This window comes from Acinetobacter sp. Ac8, from assembly GCF_055392545.1.
The window spans coordinates 2117053-2142563 of sequence record NZ_AP043689.1; the positions used below are offsets into that span (position 1 = coordinate 2117053).

Sequence of the window (25511 nt, forward strand, 5' to 3'; positions counted from 1 at the left end):
AAAAAGCCCCTTATTCAGGGGCTAGTCGTATAGATCACTCTATACTTATATAAGGCTCATCTCATACTGGTTGTATTAAAACACAAAATGAGATATTCAGCCATAAAAAAGATGAGCCGTAGCTCATCTTTTTTACACAAGAAAATTAATGTGCATTTGCTACAGCAGGTGCAGCAGCGGCTGTCGCATCATTTGCAGCTTTACGAGTAGGTGTATAGTTTAAACCTAAAGTCGAGCTGGTATATGTACGCACTTGATCAAGCAGAGCAGGGTTGGTATTTAAATCCTGTTGATAAGACTTCACAATCTCATGCAATTTTGGATTCCATTTACCTTTCACTTGCTCAGGGAATGCTTTTTCCATCAAGCTCAACATAATGTATGGAGAGGTTGATGCACCTGGTGAAGCACCAAGAAGGCCAGTGATTGAACCATCTTTAGAGGTGAAGATCTCTGTACCGAATTGAAGTGTTGCAGGTTTACCCGGTGCTTTTTTGATGATTTGAACACGTTGGCCAGCTTGGCTTAAAGTCCAGTCTTCGATTTTTGCATCTGGATAATACTTTTTCAATTCATTGAACTGATCTTGCTTAGACATTGCCACTTGGCTGACTAAATATTTCACCAAGTCCAGATTTTCCATACCAATGGTTGCCATTGGAATCACATTGTTTTTGTTGGTCGCATCAATCAAATCAAACTGAGAACCATTTTTTAGGAACTTGTTTGAATAGGTTGCGAATGGACCAAACAATACATACTTTTTACCATCAACGTAACGAGTATCAATGTGTGGTACTGACATTGGAGGTGCACCTAATTCAGGCTTACCATAGACTTTTGCAGTATGTTGTGATGTAACAGCTGGATTGTCTGTCATCAAGAAAATACCACCGATCGGGAAGCCAGCATATTGCTTAGTCTCTTCCAGACCTGTCATTTGCAATAATCTAATCGCAGCACCACCTGCACCAATAAACACATGACGAGTTTTAACATGGCTGGTTGTGTTGGTTTTTAGATTTTTAAACGATACAGTCCAAGTTTTGTCTGCATTTTGACTAATGCCTGTTACTTCAGATGAAGTTTCAAGTTTGAATTTAGGCTGTTTTTTCAAATGATCAATTAATTGAGTCGTAATTGAACCATAATTTACATCAGAACCTACGTCCATACGTGTTGCAGCAACTTTTTGATTTGCATCACGGCCTTGCATAACTAGAGGCGCCCATTGCTTAATTTCAGCAGGATTTTCAGTATATTTTAATCCTTCGAACATTGGGCTTTGGCTCATCGCTTCATAACGTTTTTTCATGTAGTTCACGCTATCGCCCCAAACAAAGGCAATATGTGGTACAGGATTAATAAAGCTGTTTGGTTGACCCAGCACGCCATTTTTGACCTGATAAGCCCAGAATTGTTTACTTACTTCAAATTGTGAAGCAGTATCAATGGCTTTTTTAATATCAACTTTACCGTCTTTCTCAGGGGTATAGTTCATTTCCATAAAGCCAGAGTGTCCCGTTCCTGCGTTGTTGAATCCCGCAGAACTTTCTTGACCTACCTGATCCAAACGTTCATACATATTGATGGTCCAGTCTGGTTCAACTTCATTGAGGTAAGTCCCCAAGGTTGCACTCATAATACCGCCACCAACAAGTACCACATCTACAACTGGTTCATCTGCTGTTGTGTTGACTTTTTTAGAAGCAATTGGTCTGAATAAAAAGATCAATCCAATAACAAAAATAACCCCGATGACAATCAGTAGGTATTTAAAAAATCTCTTCATATATTTCCTGTTTCATCAAGTTTTAATAATATTGTAATGTAGAAAAGTTACATAAATGTTAGTTTGTGTAATGATTTTTTTCGTAAATGATTTAAATATATGAAATAATTTGTTTTTAAATTTGTAAAGATGTGTACAAAAAACAACCAGATTAAAATTTGATTAGTATATTTGTGTAATAAATATTCAAAAAAGTCTTAGACTAAAGTACTATTTTTTGTAGGTGTTAAGCTTTTTGTAACTTTGAAGTGGCTAAAAAATATACTAAATAGAAGAGTTTTCCAGCCTAAATATGAAAACTCTTCTCAAGTTTTTTTTGCTTATTCAATCATCATGAGGTCTGATTTATTTTCAAGCTTTAAAGGACGTAAAGCAAAAATAGAGCGGGTATGACGAATACCTTTCATTGAATATAAATTTTTACGTAAAAAGCGCTCATAATGTTCAGCATTTTTCACCGCAACTTTGACCAAATAATCATAATCGCCTGTTACCAAGTGCGCTTCTACAACTTCAGGCATTTGACTGAGTGCATCACTAAATTGCTCTAAAATTTCGTCATCATGACGTTCTAAGGTGATCTCAATAAAAAATAGTTCATTAATCCCGATGGCTTTGGCATTAATGGTGGCAGTATAGCCTTCAATGACATTTAAAGATTCTAGACGTTTAACACGTGTCCAACATGGCGAAGAGGAGAGTCCAACCAGTTCAGAGAGCTGAGCGACCGTTAAACGACCATCTTTTCGAAGTGCCGATAAAATTTTGCGATCAATCCTATCTAAAGTGTACTGACTTTCATTCATGAGCTTTACCACAGAAAATATTTTCGAGAATAATGGAATATATGAAAAATCATTCCGAAAATACTGGAGATTTATATTAAATACGGGAAACATTCTATTCAGTAGAACGCTAGAATAAACTTATCAAATCAAAGACATTTGGGAGACTGGCTTTGATTTAGCGGATAGTATCTTTAGAGGAAAGGGTGCCTTTAACGATACTGTCCGCGACCTTATTCTACGCTTTAAAAAAATTATAAAAATAGCTTTAAAACGATAAAATTCAAGCGCGCCTTCACAAATTGCATATGATTCAATAAGACATTGTAATCTTATTTAGGGTCTGTAGACATTTCATAAATGGCTTGCGTTGTAGGTTAAAATTGAGCAGACAAGGCATGAAACGAAGAGAATAGCGAGACTATTTTCGAGTTTCATAACGTAGGCTGAGATAATTTTAGCCACAACCCTGAGCAAGAACAAAGCACTGCTTTGTTTGCAGCGCAAGGCGCAGCGGGGGACTAGCGTGTTTTTTGCCGCTACGTCGTTACGAACTACTCATTTAGAATGACTAAATTTCGTATTTCGTGCCTAGTATCGCCTAAAAAACACACGTAGTCGCAAACATAGACGAATTATCAACAGACCCCATTGTATAACAAAAAATTATGCAATGAATAAGATATATTTATACTTTGAGTTCGATGCTTTAACAGTCAAAATAATCAACAAAATTGTAAACTCAAGCAGCTGAAGATGTGCAATTAAATCGAGAAGTATTAAGATGATTTATCTTTAAAATAAAGAATAATGCATGCGATTCACAGCTTGGTACACACTCCGAAAATTTGTATATGACAATTTGCATAATGAAGATTATGAAACGTGGTTTAGTCGTGCGATCAATTTCTCTTTGATTTTTCTAATCATTGGTAATGTTGTCGCGGTACTTTTAGAGTCAATCAATGATGTTTATAAAGCCTATCAGCTTTACTTCGATGCATTTGAGGATTTTTCAATCATTGTCTTTACAGTTGAATATATTTTACGTTTTTGGAGTGTTGCAGAAAAAGAACCGTTTGATTCTGAGTGGAGAGTACGCTGGAAATATGTGACCAGTGGTGCTGCGATTATCGATTTACTGGCGATTTTACCAGCATATATCAACTTCTTTGTACATATTGATTTGAGATTTTTGCGGATTCTGCGCTTACTGCGTTTATTAAAACTTACCCGATATTTTATTTCATTACAGATTCTACTGCGCGTTATAGAACGTGAAAAGGGTTCATTTCAAGCCGTGATTTTTATTTTGGTGATTATGATCGTGATGGCGGCAGCAGGCATTTATGTTGTCGAAGGTCGTGCGCAACCCGATGTCTTTAGCTCAATCCCTGCATCTATGTGGTGGGCGGTGGTGACGCTCACTACTGTGGGTTATGGTGATGTAACGCCAATTACCCCACTTGGACGCTTCCTTGGTGCTTTGATTACCATACTCGGTGTTGGATTGGCCGCTTTACCCGCTGGTATCTTGGCAAATGGTTTAGCCAATGAATTGGAATTAAGAAAGCAACAACTGGAGTTAAAGTTTCGAGATCTGTTAGAAAGCTGTGAAATTGACATCATTCATGATGAAGACAAGATTGATGATATTCGTAGAGATGTTGGCTTATCTGCTGAACAGACGCGAGATATTGTTTTACAACTGATTCGTGAACGTAAAGAACAGGAATTGGAAAGAGAAAAAAACAAGTATTGTTTCTGTCCAAATTGCGGATATAAGTTACCTGAGTGAGTATTTAGATGAATCAACTTAATCTTTCAGAACAGCAGAAAGCTAAATTCGTGAGTATTTTTTCTGAAAGTTTAGGTCTAGATATTTTACAAAACCGATTGCAATCATTTTTTGAGGAAGTTTTTCAAAATTATTCATATTTAAAACTTCCTCAAATGAATATCGTGTCTACAGCATCTTTAAAATATCAAGTGTATTATCAAGAACCTGATGCCGATCCTGAAACATTAAGTATTGGTATAGGACATTGGAATATCTATATCTGGAGAACTTTGGATGGAAACTGGTGTCTAGATGATTTGTATGAAGAACCAATCGAAATCGTAGCAGAGATTTTAACTTTGTGTCCTTTGTTTTCAATGATTCCCAAAAATGTGAAAACTCTCAAAGAGCTATTAGAATTAGGAATGATTTTAGAACAGCATTTATTTCAATTACCGAAATTTTCGGAAATTCGACCTGATGATTGTCGCGAAGTATTGTCATGGGATGGGCGTTATTTGTTAACAGGTAATAAAGTCGAAAATTTGAAGTTGTACAGCTATCGTGAATGGAGTCAATTGATTCAGCGTGAAAATTTTTTTAATAATGAATTGACCCTAAAATGAAGATGAGTGACCGTCATTTATAAAAATATAAGTAGTGAATTATCTTGGATCCGTAGTCATCATCTGCATAGCACTATCCATTCTTAAATTGGCTGAGACGAATCAATGCTCGCTTTATTTGCGCTGAGTGCTTCACAATAACAACGATAAATTCAATCTATATAATGATGAAAATTCTTCTAAATATTTTGACCAACGAATAGCCGAATAAGAGTTTTAAATTTATTTTTTACATATTTTTTAATGAATTATTGAGTAAATTTAAGTATTAATAACGCCATAAAAGTTTTGAATGGTTAACAATGAACATTAATGTTGATATTTTTGGCACGATTGCAATTGCTGTGGCCGTTCTTTTTATTGGTTATTTTCTTGTAAATAAGATCAGTATATTGAAGCAATATAATATTCCTGAACCTGTAGTAGGTGGGTTAATTGCTGCTGCTGTAACTTTTGTGCTTTTTAAGCAATTTAATTTAACCGTAAATTTTAATGCCAATATTCAACAAAGTTTTATGTTGATGTTTTTTACTTCTGTTGGACTGAGTGCAAGTCTGCTTAAGTTAAAAGAAGGTGGCAAGTCGCTGCTTCTTTTTATGGTCTGCGTAGTGATTTATGTGCTACTGCAAAATGCTGTTGGGATAAGTTTGGCAACCGCACTCGATTTAAATCCTTTGATTGGCTTGATTGCAGGATCTGTTACTTTAACTGGTGGGCATGGTACAGCTGGAGCATGGGGCAGTATTTTTGAAGAAAATTATGGTATCAAAGGTGCGATTGTCTTAGGAATGGCGAGTGCAACATTTGGTCTGGTCATTGGTGGAATGATGGGTGGTCCAGTTGCAAAATTTCTGATTCGTCGTTATCAATTGGCTGAAGAAATAGCACCATCTGCAGCGCGTATGCAAGCTCCTCCATCTGCTGAAACAGCACCATTTGAATATCCAGAAAAGACCCGTTTGATTACCGCTGATGATGCGGTTAAAACCATAGGAATGTTTGCACTGTGTATCGTCTTTGCTAATTTCATGACAGGTGTTGCTAAAGGACAATGGTTTGAGTTACCGACCTTTGTATGGGCATTGGGTTGTGGGGTGTTTTTACGGAATACACTGGAATATGTATTTAAAATTGAACTGTTTGACCGTTGTATCGATGTATTTGGTAATGCCTCTTTGGCTTTATTTTTAGCTATCGCCTTGATGTCTTTGCAATTGTGGTTACTTGCTGATTTAGCTGGTCCATTGGTGATCATTCTGATCGTTCAGACGGTTTTTCTAGCTTTATATCTATTTTTTGTCACTTTCCGAGTTATGGGTAAAAATTATGATGCAGCAGTATTGTGTGCAGGTCAGTGTGGGGTAAATTTAGGTGCAACACCAACTGCGATTGCCAATATTCAAGCTGTAACCAATACTTATGGGCCTTCGCATAAAGCATTTTTAATTATTCCTCTAACTGGCGCATTTTTTGTTGATATTGTGAATGCTGTGGTCATTCAAACCATTACAAAGTTCTTTTAAATGTTCTGTTAGAAAAAGCGATGTGATGACTTAGGCATTTGGGAAACAGCCACAAAAAGTGGCTGTTTTTTTTGTATTTAAATCAGTTTGATCATTATTCTTTTGAATCTCACACTGTTTTATACAATTCATATGGCTGCAATAAATCGTGATTTAGACTAAGGTTTTCTGTTAGTGACTTTAAACTTTCAAAAACACTTAGATGAGGAATTGAATATTTGAGCGAGATCAACGCTTAAAGGATGTAACGGATTGAAGTTTTACTCAAAAATTTAATGAACACAGTAATATACTTTAAATATGAATCATCATAATATGTAAGCCACAAACTCTGTGCTTGATATATTTTACGTGTTCAAGCTTTGAAATTAAGTCAGCGCTAGACACTTGCATTTATTTCATCAGTGTAGAGTTTGAGCGTATATACTTAAATTGGATCACACTCGTCTAGGATGATGTATGTCTAAAACGAAACAACCAACCTCAAAACAATTACTGTCTGTGATTCAAACACAGACAGCAATTGCAAAATTAGGCTTAGATATCAATGCTGTCATGACCTTAGTGGCAGAGCAAGTTCAATTGATTACCCATGCAAAAGGTGCAATTGTAGAGCTCGCTGAAGAAGGTGATATGGTCTATCGTGCCGTTTCAAATGGTGCAAATCAATTTCTAGGTCTACGCTTAAAGATGGGTTCTAGCCTTTCAGGGCTTTGTATCGCGCAGAATACGACTTTATATTGTAAAGACAGTGAAACTGATGAGCGTGTAGATCGTGAAGCATGTAGACGGGTTGGACTGCGTTCTATGGCTGTTGTACCGCTAATTCATTGTGATGAACCGATTGGTGTATTAAAAATTTATTCAGAACGGGTAAATGCTTTTAAAGAAAGTGATATCAATTTACTTACACTCATGTCTGAGCTGATTGCTGCAGCAATGTATCATGCCAGTAAGTTTGGTGCTCAAGAACTCTATAAGCTTGCGACACAGGATCAGTTAACAGGACTTGCCAACCGTGCCTTGTTCCTCGATTGTTTAAGACAAGGTGTTGAACAAGCTAAACGAACACAAAAGTTACTTGGAATCTTGATCATTGATATGGATGGTTTGAAACCAATCAATGATCAATATGGACATCGTTTAGGTGATGAGGCATTAAAAGAAATAGGTAAACGTATCGTCAATATTACCCGACACGATGATTTGGTTGCGCGTTTAGGTGGTGATGAGTTTGCAGTGATATTAAGTAGTCTTGGCGATCAAGAGCTGGCAAAAAAAGTCATGAATCGTATTGTTGAGGCGTGTGGATTACCGTTTGTATTTGAAAATGTCAAATTAACCATGGGTGCAAGTGTAGGTCTGGCTTTATTTCCTGAAGATGGTATTGAACTCAATAAGTTGATTGAATTTGCAGACCTTAAAATGTATGAACATAAACGTTCTAGAAAAATGATTAATCTAAATACTTGAGATTTAAGATCTTTAATAAGAAATAAATTTTAGTGAAGTTTAGATTTCTTTAATATCATTGATATGGCGCATATGTATTGAAAGTATCTGCAATCATTATGTACGCGCATTTATTAATTTTATGAATTGAATATAGCTCAAATTTAACCTGACAGTCTCAATCAAATATCGGTAACTGTTAGATCAGGTTTGAGCTATACATATTAGCGCTGATAATGACTCATCACTATATTGTTATAAGCCTCTGGATGATGTAACCAAGGAATATGCCCTGAGTTTGAAAGTGTAAATAAATGTGCTGTAGGGTATCGATTGATCACAAAGTTTTTACTTGTTGTATAAATGTCCTGATCTCCATAGACAATGGTAATTTTAAAATCTGGTTTTTCTAATCCAGTTAACAGCGGATACTTGATGATTTCAGGTCTGGTTTTATTGATCGGCTCTGCTTTCAGTAAATCAAAATCATCAGTGAGATCTGGATGATCTGTTGCAATAAATCCTTCATTATAGTTTTTCATGACTTGTTTAAAGAGACGTTTATAAGCTTCATCGCTTCCAAGTGCGCCTAAAAGGCTATTTAATCCCATTTTTGTCCATGCCCAAGCACTTGTTTTGGACTTGTTGAGTTGCATGACTTCTTTCTCAGTTTGTTTCCATTGCGTATTGGTACCTGAACCTGGGCTACATAAAAAAAGACTGAGTAAGTTTTCGGGATGTTTTTCAGCATAGATTTGTGCATAAAGTCCACCCCAAGAGTGGCCCCATAAATGAAACTTATTGATTTTATAGAACTCTCGAACAGTTTCTATATCGCTTAAATAAGCCTGCATAGAATAGTCTTTATCAAGACAAGGAGATTTTTGGGTTCCTCTTTGATGAAATGTGACCACTTGGAAATGATCTTTTAAAAGATCGGCAACGGCAGAGAGATCACTTGGAAAACCGGGTCCTCCATGCAATAAAATTAGTGTCTCTTTGTCTGGATTTGGATAAACGATACTAAATAAAGTATTTCCATTATGATCGACAATGTTGCTTTGCATTTGCGTCTGATAATTTGCTGATTGCAGCGTAGAAGACTGTATTTCTATCGAATTTGCATTATTCTTCATGTCCAATATGGTTCCTCATTTTATTTGAGCAAATCAAAAAATGGTAAGGTGAACGAATCTAAAAATGTTTCTGTATTGATTCTGATTTTTAAAAAGTATTTTTATACAAGCTTATATATTAGCTTATCTATACCAGATGATAAACCTGATGAATGGTCTAAGAAAAAACAAGTGTAGCGATGACTTGTAATTGTTTGATTAAAATATCTTGAGTTTCTATTTTAAATACGATGATTTGTTCACTTATTTTATGATAACAAATTGTTATTTATCTGATGAATAAAGATCTTTTAAAAGTCAAAAAAGATCATGAAAAGTGAGTTGTATGGGGATTGAACGTTCTTTTTCCCTTTGAGAGAAGGCTAGAATGAGGGGGATTTTACGCTGAGCTTTGGTTTTAAAAAAGACTTATGCAAGAGTCCTAATATAATGAGTAGATTTTAAAAAATTAATCTTATTAAAGCAGTGGAAGGATGATCAATGAAGTGTGAAAAATTCTAAATTTACCCTTTATCAATAGAATTACTGGCGAAAGTAAGTCCATTGATAAAATACAGCGAGTACATGATTTTTAGATACATAATTGGTGATTTTAAAATACCTTAAGTTTTTCCAATCAGTAAAGATAGGATTCCTGCAGCAATCAAGGGACCCACAGGAACACCTCTGAGCAGTGCAACTCCAGCGACTGTTCCAATCAATAAGCCTGCAACAACATTGGGTTGGCTGCTCATTAAGGAAACGCCACGACCACCTAACCATGCAACCAATAAACCGATCGCAATGGCTGTTAATGATTTCCAGTGCATAAATGATTTTAAGATGACATCACCGGGGATTTTGCCACTGGCAATTGGAGTAAGCACGCCAATAGTTAAAATAATAATGCCGACTTCTAAACCGTGGGTTTGTAGTAATGGGAAAAATTCACTTAAAGGTGTGATTCTAAAGATGATCAAAACGCCAGCTGCAATGGTGACCGCAGTATTGTGACTAAAAATGCCGCAGGCCAATAAAACAAGGAGCACAATTAAATTTAGGTCTAGACTAGAAAGACTCATCAATATTCAGCATTAAAAATTAATATATCCATTCATTATACTAAAAAGCGGTATGTGAATTTGCCTTGTCTGGCAATGATTCACATTTAAATTCAGTCGAGTGTGGATTTAGTGGACAATAAATTTTTCAGTTTCAGCACCCAATAAATTCCATTCATACTCAAAGTCTTGCGCAAGTTTAGACAGATTTGTTGATTTAAGCTGTTGTATTAAAATGTTTTGTGCCTCTTGCATGGCTTGGTTTAAAGCTTTATTCACCACCAATTCAACCAGACAGTTGGGTGTTTCTTGTTCATTGCCAATGGCAAAAATAGTAGGTTCTCCAACAGCCTGATAAATATCAAATAAAGATATTTCCTCTAAAGCTTGTACTAAGGTCCAGCCCCCACCGGGGCCTTTGTCTGCATGCACAAAGCCTGCTTTTTTTAAACCAGACATGGTACGACGTACTACGACAGGATTGGTGTCTAACATGATTGAAATTTGTTCAGAGGTGAACGGTTTTTTTTCACGGGCCATATGTAATAGCACATGCAACATCCGAGAAAGCTTACTGTCTTTACGCATAGTTTTTTAGTCAACACTCTTTTGTTAATTGTAACATTAAAAGTTGCAATTAGAAAAATAACTCAATATAGTAACTTTAAAAGTTACTTATTGGTATTGAAAATGAACTATGACGTCGTAATTATTGGTGGGAGTTATGCAGGTTTATCAGCAGCATTACCATTGCTTCGTGCTAGAAAAAAAGTGTTAATGATTGATGCAGGCATGCGTCGTAATCGTTTTGCTGAACATTCGCATAATTTCTTAACCCAAGATGGCAATACGCCAGCAGCAATTATTCGTGATGCAAAATTACAGTTAGATAAATACCAAACTTTGTCATGTATTAACGCATCCGTCACCGATGTGAGCGCTGTAGGGCAGCAATATGAGATTCAAATAGACCAAACCGATGACAAGTTTGCAACCATTCAAGGCAAAAAAATAATTATTGCTACAGGTGTTCAAGATGATTTACCTGAAATCGATGGTTTAGCAGAACGGTGGGGGAAAAGCATTTTTCATTGTCCATACTGTGATGGCTATGAGTTAAATCTTGGAACACTTGGAATGTTATGTTCAGGTCTACATTCGATCCATATGGCATTGATGTTACCCGACTGGGGCAATACCACTTTATTTTTAAATGATGTAATTTCACAAGCTGAATTAGATCCCATCACACTTGGGCAGCTTAAACAACGAAATGTGAAATTGGATACACGCAAAATTGTCAAAATACACAATCATTGTGATTTAGTTTTTGAAGATGGTGAGCAGGTTCAATTAGATGGATTATTCGTCTCTACTTTTATGTGCATCAACGCCCCTTGGATTAAAAAACTGGGGATAGTGCTTGATATAAATGAATATAGCGAAGCCATTCAAACCACAGCCATGAAAGAAACCAATCTTAAAGGGATATATGCTTGTGGTGATATTACCCGTTCAGGTGGTTCAGTTGCTTTCTCAGTCGCAGATGGAGCACTGGCGGGTGTTGCTGTACATAAGTCATTTATCTTTAATACCTGATAAAAGCATCTATTGATTAATCATTAAGGCTAAAAAAGCCTGAATGTTGTTTGGGTTTCAAGTTACGATACTTTAAAATGTATCGTGAATTTTTAAGGTATTGATTTATGTTCTTGGAAAAAATGTTGCAATCACAAGGCTTTGGTTCACGTAAGCATTGCCAACAACTTGTTAAAAATGGTGCAATTCAAATCCAAAACGAGGTTGTTACCGACCCCAAATTTAAACTTGATACCCAAAATCTAGTATTTTCAGTGTATACCGAAACATTTCAATACCGTGAAAAAGTCTATATTGCCTTAAATAAACCGCAGGACTACGAATGTTCCCATCAATCAACACACCATTTTAGTGTTTTTGATTTATTCGATGATGTCCTTATGAACCGAGGTTTACAAACTGTTGGTCGTTTAGATCAGGACACGACAGGTTTATTGCTACTGACGGATGATGGGCAGTTTTTACAAGCATTGACTCATCCTAAAAAGCATGTGGCTAAAGTTTATCAAATACAAACAGCAGATCCGATTACAGATGATCAGATTCAACAACTTGAACAGGGCGTAGAATTACGCAATGAAAAGGGTATCTTTGCAGCAACAGATGTACAGCGCTTGGCTGAATATGCATTACAAATGACTGTACACCAAGGTGTTTATCATCAAGTCAAACGGATGTTGGCTGCTGTGGGGAATAAGGTTGAAAGCTTGCATCGTGCACAAGTCGGGCAATTAGCACTCAAAGACTTAGTTGAAGGTGTGTGGGTCTATTTGACAGAAGATCAGGTGAATGCTGCTAGAAATAGTCAAAATGAACAAATAGTGATTTGATCATGGCTTTAAAGCTCTATATTGCTGTTTTAGATGAAATGCCAGACTTTATGGTTCCAACCCTTGTTGCGCATGCAGTCTTGGCTGCGCACTTACAATTTGTTCAAGATGCTGATGCTGAGAGTTATAAAAATTGGTTAGAACATTCTTTTCGTAAAGTTGTGGTCAAGGTGAATCAAAAAGAATTTGATAAAATTGCTCAATTAAAGTGTTATTTAGGACATGAAAGTACAGTATTGGATGCTAAGAAATCCTGTGCTGTGGTCTTTCCTATTTCACAGGACACGATACCCAATGTACTTAAATTCGCAAAGATGTGGAAACCTATGTTGAATTGATTAAAAAATGCATTGTAAAAAACTACTTGAGGAAACAATGAAATGTCTGGAATTCATTGTCTTTAACAAAGCCCATTTGCTCATAGAGCTGATGTGAATGGTAATTGTTTTTCTGGGTTTCTAAACTGATCCGTTGCGCATCTTCATGGCGTGCAAACAGAATTGCAGTATCAATCAGTTGTTTGGCAGAACCTTGTCGACGAAAAACAGGTGTTACATAAACATCATCTAAAATATAGTACTTTGAACAAGAAACAGATGAAAAGCCTTGGTATAACAACACAAAGCCTGTAAAAACATCATCTTTTACATGGATGAAGATAACACTTTCTTTATTTTCAAAACGTTGTTTTAAAAAATTAAAGGACTGTTGGATATTGGAAGATGCACCATAAAATTGGCGATATTCATCAAATAAAGTAGCAAGTTGATTTAAATCTTCTTTGGTCGCTCGTCTAACGATCATTTATTACTCCTTGCAGTGATTTTTATCTTTGCAAAAGAGCATAACCAAAAAATAGAAAAGTAAACTTAATTATTTGTTTAAAAATGCGACAGTGTTATTTTTTGTCACTTTCACCCAAGATGGCATTTAACTCTGCAAATAGATCTTCATCGTCATCATTTAAATCAACAGAAGAATTCAGTTGTCCGTTTTGTTGGTCTTGCTTAAGTTTTCTCAGCTTGAATAACTGATCCATATTGATATTTTGATTTTCTATGGCGAAAGGGATGGATTTTGTGATGACAACTTGTTTAAAAAACAGTCGAACTGCTTGTGCAGGCGTAATCCCCAATTGTTTAAAAACAGCAAATGCTAGTTTTTTTTCTTGTGAATCAAGACGTACTTGATAGACTTCGGTTTTTCTCATGAATAGTGACCAAACAAAATTTGAGTTTGAATGCTTATTTTAATCAAAGCTTTCGGAATTTCAATGCTTAATCGTCAAAAAGTCATATATTTGTCATTACGTCAAAATTACAGTGTCAATTCATAGTCAGAACAAAAGCAATATTCGGCTTGTGTAATCGGATCAAGGAACTCAATTTTCTTGGCTAATAGCTGTAAAGGTTGTGAAAAATCAGCAGCATCTTTATGTAGAACTTGCGGATAAAAAGGATCGTTTTTAATTGGAATATTTAACCAATTTAAATGTACCCGTAATTGATGTTGTTTACCTGTAGTCGGCTTTAATAAGTATTTTGCCCAAATTTGATTGTGTTCAATCAGATCAATTTCGGTATATGAGTTTGATTTTCCCTCAACAACTTTCATGGTGTAAAAGGGTTCGCCCTTTTCCATTCTCAAGTCCACAGCACATGGAAATTTTAAATTAGCATTGAATTGAGCAATCGCTTGATAGGTTTTCTTGACTTGTCGCTCAGCAAACATTTGTTGATATAAACCACGTGTTTGAGACCGTTTTGAAAACAATACAACGCCAGCAGTTTCCCGATCTAAGCGATGGATTGGGGTAAGGTCTGGGTTGTTTGTGGTTTTTTTTAAACGAACTAATAAGGTTTCTTGTAGATATTGCCCAGAAGGACTGATGGTTAAAAAGTGAGGCTTGTCTACCACGATTAAATCTTCATTTTCAAACAATATCTTTTCTTGAAATGGCACATGAATTTCATTGGGGAGAAATCGATAGTAGTAAAGATGGGTATTTTCTAGATAAGGCTGATCAACGGTTAATGCTTGACCTTGCATATCGATGATGAGTTGGTCTTGAAAACGTTGTTGCCATTCATTGGCTGAAATATGTGGAAAATGCTCACATAAATAACTGAATAAATTTTTAGGTAAATCTGCTCGCTTGGGGAGATAAACTTTTGATGCAGTTACACCATCTCTCATTGGCGGTTGATATTCTGAAACAGGGGTGGCGGGTTTCATAAGCGTATTTTTTATGCAGATAAGTTTAAAGTGAGTTGTTTAAGCGTGTTGGAAAGTATCAAAACATGATTTCTAAACAATGCAACATAGGTTTTAAAGTCACGCAATGCTATCATATTGTCTGGTTTGAATCATGTCGTGAGCGTTATGCAATATTCATATAAATTAAGTCTGAGCAATGAACAAGACACCCAAATGTTGGCACAAAAGTTAGCTCAACATATTGCAAAAGGCGTGATTTATTTAATCGGTGACTTGGGAGCAGGTAAAACCACACTTACACGCTATTGGTTGCAAAGTTTAGGCCATCAGGGTGCGGTTAAAAGTCCAACATATACCTTGGTGGAACCTTATAATATCAATGCGAAAGAGGTGTTTCATTTTGACTTATACCGTTTAAATGATCCTTATGAGCTTGAATTGATGGGTATTCGTGATTATTTAGAGGTCGAGAATGCTTTATTCTTGTTTGAATGGCCTTCTAAGGGCGGTGATGAAATTCCACAGCCAGATCATGTCATTCGCATTTTAAAAACAGAAGATGAAGTTGCACGAGAAGTGGTCATTGAAAGTATTTCTGCTGAATTGATTGAAGCGTTGACTTGATCAATGTTTTCAGCATTTTAAGCCCATCATATATTTTAATTTATTTAAATTTTTAGGTTAATTGAATGCAACGCGAAGATATCAGTTTAAGACGTATCCAAAACTTAGATCCAGCACTGGCCAACCAAATTGCTGCAGGTGAGGTGATTGAGCGACCATCATCTGTAGTAAAAGAGTTGCTTGAAAACTCGATTGATGCAGGTGCGACTGAGCTGATTATTCGTGTGGCAAATGGCGGCAGTACCCTGATTGAAATTATTGACAATGGTCGAGGTATTCACGCTGAGGATCTAGCACTTTCAGTCACCCGTCATGCAACCAGTAAAATTCAATCTGCTGAAGATTTACATGCAATTGTGAGTTTGGGCTTTCGTGGAGAGGCGCTTGCCTCAATCGCAGCGGTTTCGCGTTTAACCTTAACCAGTAGTCAGGATGATTCAGGTGTCGGTTACCAACTGGAAGTTAATGGTACAGCATTTGACCATCAAGATATTCAAGCGGTAGCAACCCAACAAGGTACACATATCCGTATTCAGGATTTGTTTTTTAATGTGCCTGCGCGGCGTAAATTTTTAAAGAAACCAAGTACTGAATTTGGTCATATTGAAGAAATTGTACGTCGAATGGCGCTTACGCATTTCGATATCCGCTTTGTTTTAGAACATAATGACAACATTCGTCTTAATTTGCCGATTGCAGATAGTGGTGAGCTAAGATTTCAACGGGTACAGCAATTATTAGGTCGCCAATTCACTGAAAATGCTTATTGGATAGATGCAGACAGTATTAGCATGCGTTTATCAGGCTGGTTAGGACATCCTTCAGATGCGCGAGCACAAGCCGATTTGCAATATGTCTATGTGAATGGTCGTATTGTCAAAGATAAAACCATTTCTCATGCTTTGCGTATGGCATATGATGGTATTTTGCATGGACATCAACATGCAGCGTATTTGCTGTTTTTAGAAGTTGATCCTGAAAATATTGATGTGAATGTGCATCCAACCAAGCATGAAATCCGTTTCCTTAATCAGCGTGAAGTACATGAGTTTGTACGACATTTTGCTAAAGACACCTTATCTCAATTTCAGACTGCAACTGCTGATTTATCTTCTGCAATGAAGCAGGATGGAGCAACAGAAAATCAAGCATTGTCAGCGCAGCCACGCTATCAGGAACAATTTCATTTACATCGCAATGTACCAACTGAGCAACATGTAAGTGATCTAAATAGCCGAAGCAATTCAGATGGGTCTATTCAGCATAGTGGTTTAACAGATTTTAGTGATACACAAGCCCAAACAGTCAATTATTCCCACTATGAACCACAACAGCAGTATCGTGGTACTCAGCAACTCAATAACGCCTTGAAAAGCTATTTAGCACCCTTACGTGAGTCTGGGGATGCTGATCAAGAATTAACAGATCAAGCGTCCTATGAGCGATCTGTACAAGAGATTCAAAATAAACAGGCCCATCAGGTTGATGAATATCCGTTGGGAATTGCAATAGCGCAATTACATGGAATTTATATTCTTGCACAGAATACGGAAGGCCTGATTATTGTCGATATGCATGCAGCGCATGAACGTATTTTGCTACAACAAATGAAATCTGCATGGGATAAACCAGAATTTTGGACCTCACAGCAGTTGCTTATTCCTAAAGTCATTTCGATTACCCGTATGCAGGCAACCCGTGTTGATGATTTAAAACCACAGTTGGAGCGCTTAGGCCTAGAAATCGATCAATATGGTGATGATCAAGTGATTGTACGTGGCGTACCTGCGATTTTACATAAAGCAGATTTTGAATCCTTGGTACCTGAATTACTCAATGATTTAGATCCAAATGATGAAGCGCAGGCACTACAGCAAAAACGTGATCAAATTTTAGCAGGTATGGCATGCCATGGTGCAGTGCGTGCCCATAGGATGCTGAGTCTTTCCGAAATGAATGCTTTGTTGCGTCAAATGGAACACACAGAATTTGCCAGTCAGTGTAATCATGGTCGACCAACATGGCGTGCATTTCCATTGCCCCAATTAGATAAATTATTTGCTCGAGGAGAGTAGTTGTACATGTCAAATCAATTGCCCGTCATCAATTTAATGGGACCAACCGCAAGCGGTAAAACTGCTTTGGCATGTGAATTGTATGATCATGGGAATTATGAGCTTATTTCTGTAGATTCTGCCTTGGTCTATAAAGATATGGATATTGGTACTGCAAAGCCAACCAAAGCGGAGCAGGAGCGTTATCCGCATCATTTGATTGATATTATTACCCCACTTGAGGTTTATTCCGCTGCTGAATTTGTCGAGGATGCTTGTCAACTGATTGATGATATCCATGCACGCGGTAAAACACCTATTTTAGTTGGCGGTACAATGCTATATTTTAAAGCGTTGCTTGAGGGGCTTTCTACAAATTTACCGAGTGCTGATTACGCGATTCGTGCTGCGATTGAGTTAAAAGGTGAAACGGAAGGCTGGCAATCGGTGTATGATGAATTAAAATCTGTTGATGTATTGGCAGGTGAAAAATTTAAAGTCAGTGATAAGCAAAGAATCATTCGCGCTTTAGAAGTGTATAAAATTACTGGTCGTCCGATTACTCAACTACAGGCGGAACAACCGAAGAATCAACCGTACCGATATGATTTTCATAATTATGCTTTATTGCCTGATCGCCTAGAGCTGCACAAGAGAATTGAACTTCGTTTGGAAAAAATGTGGGAAATCGGATTTTTAAATGAGGTTGAAAATCTTATGAAAAAATACGATCTCGAAGAAAATTTACCTTCTTCACGCTCTGTTGGATACCGACAAGCGATAGATTTTTTAAAAAACAGTGATTTGAGTCAAGAAAGTGAGCGTCAAATGAAGGATAAAGCACTATTTGCGACACGACAATTAGCAAAACGTCAATACACATGGTTACGATCTTTGCAAGAAACACACTCTTTTCAAACTTTTTTTACGATAAACCAAGCACAAGAAGACTTGCGAAACTTATACGGATAAAGCAAAATTTAACAACTACCTTTTTTATAAATTTTAATTGAAAAATAAAGGTAGTTTTTGCGCTGATTTTAATTTTTTTTGGAGTATAAAATGTCTAAAGGTCAAACTTTACAAGATCCGTTCTTAAATTCTCTCCGTAAAGAACGTATTCCTGTTTCTATTTTTCTTGTAAACGGTATTAAATTACAAGGTCATATTGAATCTTTTGACCAGTATGTTGTTTTGTTGAAAAACACAGTAAGCCAAATGGTTTATAAGCATGCTATTTCAACTGTAGTACCTGCACGTAATCCACGTCCTGCTGGTGCTCCTGCTGGTGCTCAAGGCGCTGCTGGTGGCTTCGGCGGTCAAGCTGGCGGCTTCGGCGGTCAAGCTGGTGGCTTCGGTGGTCAAGGCGGCTTCGGTGGTCAACAAGGCGGCTTTGGTGGTCAACAAGGCGGTTTCGGTGGTCAAGGTGGTTTCGGTAGCCAAGGTGGCTTCGGCGGTCAAGGTGGCTTCGGTGGTCAAGGCGGCTTCGGTGGTCAAGGTGGCTTCGGCGGTCAAGGTACTGACTTTGGTGGCGAAACAAAATTTGAAGATTCACAAGAAGATGAAAACAATCGTTAATTTCTTGATTTAACAAGAACGATTGTAAAAGAGACGCCAAATTGGCGTCTCTTTTTTATTGGTGCTGCTAAATTTAGAGAGAAAAAAACCAGTGCAAAAGCACTGGTTTTTAATTTAACGACTTAGCATAGACTTAACTTTCATTTTTCTTTGGATCTAGGCTTGGGTCTTTGATTTCAATGTAAGTATTTGCACGTAACTCTCTTAACCAGCCGTCATATTCTGATTCGAATTGACGTTCACCTAAAATTTGGCGAGCCATACGCTTTTGGTACTCTGAGGTCATATCTTGTTGACGTGTGCCTGTAACTTGGAGAATATGCCAGCCAAACTGAGTTTGAAATGGTTTGCTGATTTCGTTGACTGGTGAACTCTGCATGAGTTTGTCAAATTCAGGAACCATCATGCCAGGGCTTACCCAGCCAAGACTTCCGCCATCACGAGCAGAACCAGGGTCATTTGAATAGGTTGAAGCAAGCGTAGCAAAATCATCGCCCGCTTTTAAGCGGTTATAAATACTGTCAATGGTTTGCTTTGCATTTTCAGGGCTAACAACTTCTGATGTTTTAATCAAAATATGACGCGTATTAAATTGCGGAACTAAAGCTTTTTGCTCATTCGATTTTTTTTCTAATAATTTTAAAACATGAACGCCGTCTTTTGCTGGAATTAAGTCAGTGGTTTGTCCTGGCTCAAGGGTAGTAACACGTGCAGCAAGATCTGTTGGGATATCTGAAAGCGGACGGAAGCCCATATCAGCACCATCAACTTTAACTTGAGCTGTGCTAAATTTCTTTTCTATGCTTTTAACGTCATTGCTATCTTTTAAGTCAGTACGGACTGCTTTTGCAATACTTTCTAACTCGCTTGCAGGCGCTTCTCCTGAAATACGCATATGTAGTACATGGACTTGACTACCAACAGCAGCTTGACCTTCAGGTGATTTTAAGAAGTTTTCAACATCAAGGTCAGTGATCTTGATACGAGACATCACTTGTTGTTGACTCAATCGTTGAATGAGTAAATCTTCCGCAACACGGTTACGCAGTAATTCATAGGTACCCGGTGCAACAGCATCTAATTTTTTTTGAAAAGCTTCTAAAGAATTTGCACCAGATTGTTGGGCAACTTTCAATACGGCTTCATTTAAGCTTTTTTCATCTGCTTTTAAGCCATACTTCTTCACTTGTTCAAGCTGTGCATCATGGGTGATGAGCTGACTCAGTACTTGCTGTTGCAGAATGTTTTGTGGTGGGATTTCTTTCTTTTGTGCCTGAAGTCGATGTGTCGCTTCAGCAACACCTTGGTCTAAATCACTTTTTAAAATTGCTGTAGAACCAACAATTGCAATGATTTGGTCCTGCGAAGCAGCATAAACTGATACCGAGGTGGAGATGAGTAAAGCTAAGGTTGATGCTTTAAATAATTTTTTAAATTTTTGCGTCTTCATTAATGTGTCCAAGATTGATTAGCTTTATCAAAACCTAAAATACGATTTTCAAGTAATGAACTTAACTTGTTGTTCAAACCACCAAGTCCTTTTAGTGTGATCTCAGCCATCACTGCGCGTTTTGGCTTTGTATCAGGAAGAGAAACGTCATCTAGATCATTAAAGTACGAGCGACCATAGACGGAAATTCCCCAACAACAAGATTCATAATTCACACCCAATAAATATTCGCGTGCGACATGGTTGTCAAGGTCATATTGAACATGTCCCATAATACGCCAGTTGTCTTTTACAGGCTGTATAAATGATGCAACTGCTTGATCATATGCACGTTGACGGTCAGGGAGGTTGTTGCGATAAAAATAACCAACGTTATAAAGGTTTCCGCGTTGGCCTGTATAATACAATTGGAAGTCATGTTGAGCGCTATCACCATTTGACATCCACGCTGAATTGGTGCTCAGTGTGAAGTTTTGTGAAAGTTGGCTAGAAAGGCTCAGCACAGGACCGGTATGTTTTTCTCTGTCTAAATCATCTGTATTGTTGAGTAAGGTAACTTTTCGATCATCAAAATAATAACTTTGACCAATACTGGCTCTTAAGCGCTCTAAGCCGACTGTATCAAATAAGCTATAACTTAAACCAAGCGATAAAAAGTTATTGTCTTCTAAACGGTCATGTCCATAAAAACGGTATGGGCTAAACAATTGATCATAGCTGATAGAAGCTGTTGTTGAATCAAAGTTTGGATAACCTGTTTGATTTTTATATGGTGCATACGCATAGAAAGCGCGAGGTGTAATGGTCTGGAGGAATTTTCCGTCCTTTTCAAAAGTTAGACCCGTATCCAAGGTAAATTGAGGAACAACAACGGATTTATTTTTGCTATCTTGGCTTTGGTTATTTAAATTAAGTTGATCTACAGTGGTTTGATCATAGAAAGTATTTAAACTCCGAACAGAGACTTCGGGAATCACAAAAGACCATGGATTACGGAAATTATAACGTGTCGCAAATTGGTTATATAAACGTGTACCACTTGGCTGGTTGTTATAATCGGCATCATTGATGTCTTTTTGGAAATACGCAGTATCGTTGTTAAATTCGTATTCCAAACCTTGTGGATTTCCAGCGACATAGTTCAGTAAAAACTGTGGTAGGCGGGCATATGGCTTATCTACATCTTTGATGGTTTTATCAAGGGTTTGGAAGTCCTCAACTTTAAGCTGAGCTTTTAAGCCTGGAATACCGTGATTGTAGTTGAGTTCCCATGCGCGACGTTGGTTCAGCTCTGTACGAGTGTTTGGGTTGTTATCTAGATCTGAGAAAAAATCTTTATCAGAAACATAGTTATATTCTAAATTGGTTGACCATTGTTTAGTGATATCCCACTTGTGTAGGAAATGCAGGTCTTTACGATCTTCATCATTATAATCACGGTCAGAAGGTAAGTAACTTCCCCAAACGCTACCAGCACCAAAGTTCTCAGTTAAATAACGAAACTCACCTTGAGCCATAAGACCACGGTCAGTAATCAGCCGTGGTGTAATAGTGGCATCATAATTGGGCGCCAAATTTAAATAAACGGGAACTGCGAGTTCAAAACCACCATCATTGGTAAAGCCGAAACTTGGATTTAAAATCCCTGTAGTACGGCGGTCATCGATTGGGAAGTTAAAATATGGAACTGCGAGTACAGGCACATCCTTAACATAGAGTTTGGTGCCACGCGTTACACCTCGACCAGTATCTTGATCCAATTCAATTTTATTGGCCTGAATTTTCCAAGTGGGTTTTTCATCGGGTGGGCAGGTGGTGTAGGTGGCATTTTCAAGGACGATATTGGTTGGCGAAGTTCTTTCTATTTTTTCTGCATGACCATGTGCGTGGGTCAATTCTGCAATATAGAAAATATTATTTAGCTGCCCAGTTTCATCTTTCAGGTTGTAATCGATTTGATCACTTTGCGCGATGATACCACCTTGTGCCATTTGTACATTGCCTTTCGCTTTGGCGAAAGTTTGTGTTTTATCAATGGTCACTTCATCGGCACGAATCATACGTCCAGATTGGTCAATGACCACATCACCAGACAGGAAAGAGTCGCCATTGGGATTGTAATACCCATTATCTGCGGTAATCACAGATGACGCTTCTTCTGGGTTTGTTGATTTAGCTTGAGTGCTAAAAGGTGTAACCCAGACACCTTCACAATAACGGGTACTTGGATTTTTTAAATCACGTACCTGTGCTTCAGGTGAGTTTTTGTCCACATAATATTGTTCAAAGAAATTTTGCCCTGCAAAGCTTTCTTTGATGGCTGCATTCAGTTGCTTATTATTAACTTCAGAAACAGTGTCTGTCGATTCAGCATAGCTGGATACTGAACTTCCACAAAGAAGTGTCAAAATAGCAGTCGCTAAAGGATTAGATTTAAACTGATGCTTCATTTGTCTCGTTAACCAAATATGCTAATCGCAATTAATTATTGTCGCATCATAGAGAAAAAGTCGATAAGTAGCTACACTTAGCACTTCAAAAATTCAGCCTGAATTAGATTAAATTGCAAATGAATACACAACGTGAACAATTGATACAAACATGGTTAACATCTGTACTCAGTTCAGATCAATTTGAAATCAATTTTTTAGCAGGCGATGCGAGTTTCCGTCGTTATGCACGAATTACCTTGAATAATAAAACATTTATGCTTATGGATGCACCTCCTGAGAAGGAAGATTGTCGTCCTTTTGTTGCGATTGATGAATTCTTTGACACAAATGGGGTGCGTGTACCTCATATTGTTGCCAAGGATTTAGATCAAGGTTTGTTGTTACTTGAAGATTTTGGCGATGTATTGTTATCTACACAATTGAATGATCAAACGGTAGATGCACATTATGCGCAAAGTTTTAAGCAGTTGGTGCAGTTGCAGTCTATTGCTGCTGATTCATCACACTTGCCAGCATATGCCTATGAAAAGCTGATCTCAGAAATGGAATTGTTGACGGATTGGTTGTTGCCCTCATTAGCTATCCAAGTAACAGATGAAGAGCTTGGGTTAATTAAACGAACTTTTGCTATTCTTGCCAATGCAGCTTTGGCACAACCTCAAGTAATCGTACATCGTGATTTCCATAGTCGTAATCTGATGATTCTTGAAGCTGAGAAAGACCAAGGCGTGATTGATTTTCAAGATGCAGTGATTGGTGCGGACACCTATGACTTGATTTCGATTACCCGTGATGCCTACGTACAGTGGGGGCCTGAGCGTGTGTATGGGTGGTTTAAAGTGTTTTATGACTTGTTGCCAGAATCTGCCAAGCAAGATCGTGATTTTGATCAATTCAAACAAGATGCTGACTTTATGGCAATTCAGCGCCATATCAAAATTTTAGGTATTTTTGTGCGTTTGTTTGAGCGTGATGGTAAATCTGGTTATCTCAAAGACTTGCCTCGTGTCATGTGGTACTTACTGGAAGAGTCAAAACCTTACCCAGAGTTACAACCGTTTATGCATTTTATTCATGCACGGGTTTTACCAAAATTTGAAGAAAAATATGGCGTATATGAGGTGATTGCAGCATGAAAGCGATGATTTTAGCTGCGGGGCTAGGCAATAGAATGCGACCTTTGACCCTCTATAAACCAAAGCCTTTATTAGAAGTCGGCGGCAAGGCGCTGATTGTATGGCACATAGAAAAATTAAAAAAAATCGGTGTGACTGAAATCGTGATTAATTCTGCATGGCTGGCAGATATTCTGATTGGTACCTTGGGTGATGGCTCACAATTTGGTGTGACTATACGCTGGACGCGTGAAGATGAGGGCTTGGAAACCGCAGGTGGGATTATCAATGCCTTAGCGCTTCTCGGTGATCAACCTTTTATTCTGGTCAATGGTGATGTATGGACCACTTTTGATTTTGCATCATTATTAGATATCAATCTTGCTGATGATCTTGCACATTTAGTTTTTGTCAATAATCCTGAACAGCATCCTCAGGGCGATTTTACCTTGGCAAATGGTCGTGCTTATACCTTTGAGCAAAATCAGCAAGGTGAAAATTTAACTTATAGTGGTGTCGCTGTGATTAACCCAAAAATGTTTGATGGTCTGGAACAGGGTAAAAGACCGCTTGCACCCTTGCTTAAACAAGGCATGCTAGACGGTAAAATCTCGGCTGAGAAAATGCAGGCAGCGTGGGTTGATGTGGGTACACCTGAGCGTTTAACAGCCTTGGATTGGCAAATAAGACAGGGTGAGTATAGTTAAGTGAGGATAAATACGCTTAAGTGCGTATTAACTCATCGTTAACTACTGTTCCACGGGCGAGAAATAGGTATACTTTCAGCTAACTTTTTAGAGATGTTATTTGATCATGCATCCATTTTTTCAAGAGTTAAAGCAAGGCAGTCTAAAGCTTGGCTTAAAACTTAGTGATGAAGCATTAGGATTATTGTTGCAATATCAAGATGCACTCGTCCTGTGGAACAAAGCTTATAACTTAACGGCGATTCGCGATCCTAAAGAAATGTTGGTTAAACATTTATTGGATAGCTTAAGTATTTTAAATGATTTACCCGCTGGTCGTTTACTCGATATTGGTACAGGCGGGGGTATGCCAGGGATGATCATTGCACTGTGCCAACCTGAACGCCAATGTGTTTTGTTGGATTCAAATGGTAAGAAAATTCGTTTTCTGAAACAGTTTATTGCAGATTTAAAACTAAAAAATGTTGTCGCAGTTCAGACACGTGTAGAAAATGAAGATAGTATCCATGATCTAGGACAATTTGATGTGATCACCAGTCGTGCATTTGCTTCATTGACAGATTTTGTGACAGCTTCAAAACCTTATATGCATGAACGCAGTATCATTGCGTCAATGAAAGGTTTGATTCCCACTGAAGAAGTTGATGCTTTAAAAGACAAGTGGAGTTGTGACATTATTGAATTGCATGTACCTCGGTTGGACGAACAACGTCATTTACTTTTATTAAAACAGATTTAAAACAGACTAAG

The 25511-nt window shown here is 37.6% G+C and carries 24 protein-coding genes; 14 read left to right on the plus strand and 10 right to left on the minus strand.

Annotated features, from left to right (window positions below; translation table 11 throughout):
- Positions 1-145 precede the first annotated feature (145 nt).
- Both mqo and ACZ5QH_RS09835 read right to left on the minus strand, forming a co-directional pair.
- Entirely contained in the window at positions 146-1792 is a 1647-nt protein-coding gene (gene mqo, locus ACZ5QH_RS09830; RefSeq protein WP_004720897.1) for a malate dehydrogenase (quinone), read from the minus strand.
- A 320-nt stretch (positions 1793-2112) separates the two neighbouring features.
- Positions 2113-2598, minus strand: coding sequence for an Lrp/AsnC family transcriptional regulator (locus ACZ5QH_RS09835; protein WP_004720894.1), 486 nt, complete (start codon positions 2596-2598; stop codon positions 2113-2115).
- Between the two features lie 793 nt (positions 2599-3391).
- On the opposite strand from ACZ5QH_RS09835, the gene ACZ5QH_RS09840 reads away from it, so the two are divergent.
- From ACZ5QH_RS09840 to ACZ5QH_RS09855, 4 genes are all read left to right on the plus strand, one after another.
- Positions 3392-4375, plus strand: a complete 984-nt coding sequence (locus tag ACZ5QH_RS09840) for an ion transporter (RefSeq protein WP_004821177.1) — start codon at positions 3392-3394, stop codon at positions 4373-4375.
- Between the two features lie 8 nt (positions 4376-4383).
- Entirely contained in the window at positions 4384-4983 is a 600-nt protein-coding gene (locus ACZ5QH_RS09845; RefSeq protein ID WP_303576193.1) for a hypothetical protein, read from the plus strand.
- Between the two features lie 302 nt (positions 4984-5285).
- Complete coding sequence (gltS, locus tag ACZ5QH_RS09850; protein ID WP_004720888.1) at positions 5286-6506, plus strand: sodium/glutamate symporter; 1221 nt, start codon at positions 5286-5288, stop codon at positions 6504-6506.
- A 459-nt stretch (positions 6507-6965) separates the two neighbouring features.
- Positions 6966-7979, plus strand: coding sequence for a sensor domain-containing diguanylate cyclase (locus tag ACZ5QH_RS09855; protein WP_004720885.1), 1014 nt, complete (start codon positions 6966-6968; stop codon positions 7977-7979).
- Between the two features lie 203 nt (positions 7980-8182).
- On the opposite strand, the gene ACZ5QH_RS09860 is transcribed toward ACZ5QH_RS09855, so the two are convergent.
- From ACZ5QH_RS09860 to ACZ5QH_RS09870, 3 genes are all read right to left on the minus strand, one after another.
- A complete protein-coding gene (locus ACZ5QH_RS09860) occupies positions 8183-9094 on the minus strand; it encodes an alpha/beta fold hydrolase (protein WP_303576192.1) in 912 nt (303 codons plus the stop codon).
- A gap of 602 nt (positions 9095-9696) precedes the next feature.
- Complete coding sequence (locus tag ACZ5QH_RS09865; RefSeq protein WP_034610182.1) at positions 9697-10155, minus strand: DUF441 domain-containing protein; 459 nt, start codon at positions 10153-10155, stop codon at positions 9697-9699.
- A gap of 108 nt (positions 10156-10263) precedes the next feature.
- Complete coding sequence (locus tag ACZ5QH_RS09870) at positions 10264-10722, minus strand: RrF2 family transcriptional regulator (protein WP_004720880.1); 459 nt, start codon at positions 10720-10722, stop codon at positions 10264-10266.
- A gap of 102 nt (positions 10723-10824) precedes the next feature.
- On the opposite strand from ACZ5QH_RS09870, the gene ACZ5QH_RS09875 reads away from it, so the two are divergent.
- The 3 genes from ACZ5QH_RS09875 to ACZ5QH_RS09885 all read left to right on the plus strand — a co-directional run bounded on the left by ACZ5QH_RS09875 (position 10825) and on the right by ACZ5QH_RS09885 (position 12901).
- On the plus strand, positions 10825-11733 hold the full coding sequence (locus tag ACZ5QH_RS09875) for an NAD(P)/FAD-dependent oxidoreductase (protein ID WP_303576191.1): 909 nt from the start codon (positions 10825-10827) through the stop codon (positions 11731-11733).
- A 107-nt stretch (positions 11734-11840) separates the two neighbouring features.
- Positions 11841-12563, plus strand: a complete 723-nt coding sequence (locus tag ACZ5QH_RS09880; RefSeq protein WP_303576190.1) for a pseudouridine synthase — start codon at positions 11841-11843, stop codon at positions 12561-12563.
- Between the two features lie 2 nt (positions 12564-12565).
- Positions 12566-12901 carry a peptidyl-tRNA hydrolase gene (locus tag ACZ5QH_RS09885; protein ID WP_004821198.1) on the plus strand — a complete coding sequence of 112 codons (336 nt, stop codon included), beginning with the start codon at positions 12566-12568 and terminating at the stop codon, positions 12899-12901.
- A gap of 22 nt (positions 12902-12923) precedes the next feature.
- Here ACZ5QH_RS09885 and ACZ5QH_RS09890 read toward each other — a convergent pair whose 3' ends face one another.
- The 3 genes from ACZ5QH_RS09890 to ACZ5QH_RS09900 form a co-directional block, all read right to left on the minus strand.
- Positions 12924-13367, minus strand: coding sequence for a GNAT family N-acetyltransferase (locus tag ACZ5QH_RS09890; RefSeq protein ID WP_004821200.1), 444 nt, complete (start codon positions 13365-13367; stop codon positions 12924-12926).
- Positions 13368-13461: 94 nt separating this feature from the next.
- Positions 13462-13773 carry a type II toxin-antitoxin system RelB/DinJ family antitoxin gene (locus tag ACZ5QH_RS09895; protein WP_004720870.1) on the minus strand — a complete coding sequence of 104 codons (312 nt, stop codon included), beginning with the start codon at positions 13771-13773 and terminating at the stop codon, positions 13462-13464.
- Between the two features lie 107 nt (positions 13774-13880).
- Complete coding sequence (locus ACZ5QH_RS09900) at positions 13881-14798, minus strand: pseudouridine synthase (RefSeq protein WP_303576189.1); 918 nt, start codon at positions 14796-14798, stop codon at positions 13881-13883.
- 147 nt (positions 14799-14945) lie between these two features.
- Between ACZ5QH_RS09900 and tsaE the strand changes: the two genes are divergently transcribed.
- The 4 genes from tsaE (at position 14946) to hfq (ending at position 19036) form a co-directional block, all read left to right on the plus strand.
- The gene (gene tsaE, locus ACZ5QH_RS09905) at positions 14946-15404 is read left to right on the plus strand and encodes a tRNA (adenosine(37)-N6)-threonylcarbamoyltransferase complex ATPase subunit type 1 TsaE (RefSeq protein WP_303576188.1); all 459 of its coding nucleotides are present in this window, start codon (positions 14946-14948) and stop codon (positions 15402-15404) included.
- A 65-nt stretch (positions 15405-15469) separates the two neighbouring features.
- The gene (mutL, locus tag ACZ5QH_RS09910; protein ID WP_303576187.1) at positions 15470-17479 is read left to right on the plus strand and encodes a DNA mismatch repair endonuclease MutL; all 2010 of its coding nucleotides are present in this window, start codon (positions 15470-15472) and stop codon (positions 17477-17479) included.
- Positions 17480-17485: 6 nt separating this feature from the next.
- Entirely contained in the window at positions 17486-18430 is a 945-nt protein-coding gene (gene miaA / locus ACZ5QH_RS09915; protein ID WP_004720866.1) for a tRNA (adenosine(37)-N6)-dimethylallyltransferase MiaA, read from the plus strand.
- A 90-nt stretch (positions 18431-18520) separates the two neighbouring features.
- Positions 18521-19036, plus strand: coding sequence for an RNA chaperone Hfq (hfq, locus tag ACZ5QH_RS09920; protein ID WP_004720864.1), 516 nt, complete (start codon positions 18521-18523; stop codon positions 19034-19036).
- Positions 19037-19169: 133 nt separating this feature from the next.
- Here hfq and ACZ5QH_RS09925 read toward each other — a convergent pair whose 3' ends face one another.
- Both ACZ5QH_RS09925 and ACZ5QH_RS09930 read right to left on the minus strand, forming a co-directional pair.
- Entirely contained in the window at positions 19170-20486 is a 1317-nt protein-coding gene (locus tag ACZ5QH_RS09925) for a peptidylprolyl isomerase (RefSeq protein ID WP_303576186.1), read from the minus strand.
- Positions 20486-22936, minus strand: coding sequence for an LPS-assembly protein LptD (locus tag ACZ5QH_RS09930; protein ID WP_303576185.1), 2451 nt, complete (start codon positions 22934-22936; stop codon positions 20486-20488). The genes ACZ5QH_RS09925 and ACZ5QH_RS09930 overlap by 1 nt, the downstream gene beginning before the upstream one ends.
- Before the next feature lie 119 nt (positions 22937-23055).
- Here ACZ5QH_RS09930 and ACZ5QH_RS09935 point away from each other — a divergent pair, with 119 nt between their 5' ends.
- From ACZ5QH_RS09935 to rsmG, 3 genes are all read left to right on the plus strand, one after another.
- Complete coding sequence (locus tag ACZ5QH_RS09935; protein WP_151801683.1) at positions 23056-24075, plus strand: aminoglycoside phosphotransferase family protein; 1020 nt, start codon at positions 23056-23058, stop codon at positions 24073-24075.
- Positions 24072-24761, plus strand: coding sequence for an N-acetylmuramate alpha-1-phosphate uridylyltransferase MurU (gene murU, locus ACZ5QH_RS09940; protein ID WP_004821212.1), 690 nt, complete (start codon positions 24072-24074; stop codon positions 24759-24761). Before ACZ5QH_RS09935 ends, murU begins: the two co-directional genes overlap by 4 nt.
- A 106-nt stretch (positions 24762-24867) precedes the next feature.
- On the plus strand, positions 24868-25500 hold the full coding sequence (gene rsmG / locus ACZ5QH_RS09945) for a 16S rRNA (guanine(527)-N(7))-methyltransferase RsmG (protein WP_004821214.1): 633 nt from the start codon (positions 24868-24870) through the stop codon (positions 25498-25500).
- The last annotated feature ends 11 nt before the right edge of the window (positions 25501-25511 follow it).